Origin of the sequence: Novacetimonas hansenii JCM 7643 (assembly GCF_000964405.1) — a bacterium.
Lineage (GTDB): Bacteria > Pseudomonadota > Alphaproteobacteria > Acetobacterales > Acetobacteraceae > Novacetimonas > Novacetimonas hansenii.
Genome location: NZ_BANE01000232.1, coordinates 1 through 2679 on the forward strand (window position 1 = coordinate 1; position 2679 = coordinate 2679).

The following is a 2679-nucleotide window of genomic DNA, read 5'->3' on the forward strand; positions in this document are numbered from 1 at the left end:
AAGACGCCGCCTTTTTCGATCAAAAGGCGGCACCCAAAAACTTTCTTATTTTTATCAATGGTTTGTTTTTAAAATAATTTCTTATATCCCTTGAAGTTCTTGGTAAATTACAGAAAACTCGAAGAATATCGCTATTCTTTTGAAGAAATGGTGTCTGGGAGAGTGTTTGGAATTTAAAGTCAGCAACCGACTGAAACAATGCAGGTTCCTGTTGAATATTTTCCCCCAAAGCTTTGAAAGGCATTTCCTTTTTGGAAAAGGAAATGCCCGGATCATTTCATCATTCCGGCATTGATGGGATATTTTCAAAAAGCCTTTATGACGTTTCTTTTTGTCGATATGTGCTTTCCGGGCGTTTTCATGGATGACCGGTATCAGCCGCGTCCACGATATCCGGGTACGTCCTGTGCCGGTATCCACGTGCCTTCGGGCGGGGCGCCGGTCTGCCAGAACACATCAATCGGCATGCCGCCGCGCGGATACCAGTATGCCCCGATCCGCAGCCATACGGGATCAAGCAGGTCCACCAGCGTGGTTGCGATCTGCATGGAGCATTTTTCGTGGAAAGAGCCATGGTTGCGAAAGCTGGTCAGGAACAGCTTGAGCGACTTGCTCTCCACGATCCATGCGCGCGGGATATAATCGATGACGATATGTGCGAAATCCGGTTGTCCTGTTACGGGACACAGGGAGGTGAATTCCGGTGCGGTGAAGCGCACGACATAGCGCCTGTCGGCATCGGGGGCGGGCACACGTTCCAATATGGCGTCTTCGGGGCTGGCGGGCTGGGTCGTGTTGCGGCCCAACTGTGTCAGTAACTGGCTGCCATCATCCGGCGTGCCGGCGGGAGGGGGGGAGGAGGTCATGGGCATTTTCTTTCCACGGTTTGCCTGATGGGCGGGTGATGCCGGACGGGATATGGCACCGTCAATGGATGGCCATGCGATTTTGCCTGCTGTTGCAACCTGTGCGCGTCATGATAACACAGCAGTCATGGCACCTGCATCCCGAACCGAATTCCCTGATCCGGTCCTTGTGACCACAACGGCAGAGCTGGGCGCGGTCAGCGCGCGGCTGCGTCGCGAACCCTTCATTACCATCGACACGGAATTCGTGCGCGAACGCACCTATTGGCCGGAATTGTGTCTGGTGCAGCTTGCCAGCGCGGACGAGGTCGTGGTGGTCGATGCACTGGCCCCCGGCATGGATCTCGCCCCGCTTGGTGAACTCCTTGCGGATGAAGGGGTTATCAAGGTGTTCCATGCGGCCCGTCAGGATCTGGAAATTTTCCTGCATCTGTTCGATCGCCTGCCACAGCCGCTGTTTGATACACAGGTTGCGGCGATGGTGGCCGGATATGGCGATCAGGTCGGGTATGACAGTCTGGTTGCGTCCGTTGTGGGGGCGCAGATTGACAAATCACACCGTTTTTCCGACTGGGCTGCGCGTCCTTTGTCGGCGGCGCAGATTGAGTATGCCGCCGCTGACGTCACCTACCTGCGCGAAGTTTATCAGCGGCTGGTGGCACAACTGGACAGGGAAGGGCGCAAGGACTGGATGACGGCGGAGATGGATGTCCTGAACTCCCCCGCGACCTTCCGGCCTGATCCGCAGACATTGTGGGAGCGTATGCGCCCGCGCACGAATAATCGCCGCATGTTGGGTATGCTGCGGGCGATCACGGCCTGGCGCGAGCACGAGGCGCAGCGCGTCAATGTCCCGCGCCAGCGCTTGATGAAGGATGAAAGCCTGATGGAAATCGCCGCCACCAGCCCCGGTGACGTCGATGCGCTGGCGCGTGTGCGCGGCATTTCACGCGGCTTTGCCGAGGGGCGCAGCGGGCAGGCTCTGCTGGAGGTCATCGCAAAGGCGCGGCACGAACCTGACGCCAGCCTGCCGCGCCCGCCAAAGGGACGTGGCAAGGATGCGGCACGTCCGTCGGCCGCCCTTGTGGCGATGCTCAAGGTATTGCTTGCGGCGTGCTGCGAACGCCATCGTGTCGCGCCAAAGCTTGTGGCCTCGGCAGAGGATATCGACCGCCTTGCGCTGGAGGACGCGCCCGAAATCCCGGCCCTGCAAGGCTGGCGGCGGGAGGTTTTTGGCGCGCAGGCAATGGCGCTGAAGGCGGGTGAACTGACGCTTGGGGTGGCCGATGGGGCGGTCCAACTGATCCGCGCCAAGGGGCAGGGCGCATAGTCCGCAGGTTTTACCATGGTTGCGAACAGGTTATCTCCACCCTTGTCCACAAGATTTTGTGGCATGCAGGTTGAGTCACCTACAATATAAGCCTATTTTGCCCCCAATTCCGCGTAATGGAGTGTGAGCGATGGCGATGGAATGGACCGAGGAGACGATCGCGCGTCTTCGCGACCTGTGGCAGCAGGGATTGTCAACGGCGGAAATTGGCCGCCAGTTGTCAGTGACCAAGAACGCGGTCGTTGGAAAGGCGCATCGGCTGGGCCTCAAGCCGCGCCCGTCACCCATCCGCAGGGGGACGAAGGCGGACAAGCCCGCGGATAAGGCGCCTGATGCCGCCGTGGCGACCGCCGTGCCCCCAACCCCAACCCCGGCCCCGGCCCCTGCTGTGGCCGTACCTTCGGCAGACCCCGCCACCATCACGGCAAAGGCAGTTCCCGTCGCACCGCCTGCCCCTGCGGTGAAGGTGGAGGAGGCCCCCGC

3 protein-coding genes are annotated in these 2679 nt (G+C 59.5%); 2 read left to right on the plus strand and 1 reads right to left on the minus strand.

Annotation, left to right across the window (positions count from 1 at the left end; genetic code table 11):
* Positions 1-374: 374 nt before the first annotated feature.
* Positions 375-872 carry a preQ(1) synthase gene (gene queF / locus B7G66_RS13800; RefSeq protein ID WP_003621988.1) on the minus strand — a complete coding sequence of 166 codons (498 nt, stop codon included), beginning with the start codon at positions 870-872 and terminating at the stop codon, positions 375-377.
* Positions 873-993: 121 nt separating this feature from the next.
* On the opposite strand from queF, the gene rnd reads away from it, so the two are divergent.
* Both rnd and B7G66_RS13810 read left to right on the plus strand, forming a co-directional pair.
* Positions 994-2196 carry a ribonuclease D gene (gene rnd / locus B7G66_RS13805; RefSeq protein WP_040512892.1) on the plus strand — a complete coding sequence of 401 codons (1203 nt, stop codon included), beginning with the start codon at positions 994-996 and terminating at the stop codon, positions 2194-2196.
* A 130-nt stretch (positions 2197-2326) separates the two neighbouring features.
* Positions 2327-2679, plus strand: a 353-nt coding sequence (locus B7G66_RS13810; RefSeq protein ID WP_048859291.1) for a GcrA family cell cycle regulator, incomplete at its 3' end; no start/stop codon positions are given.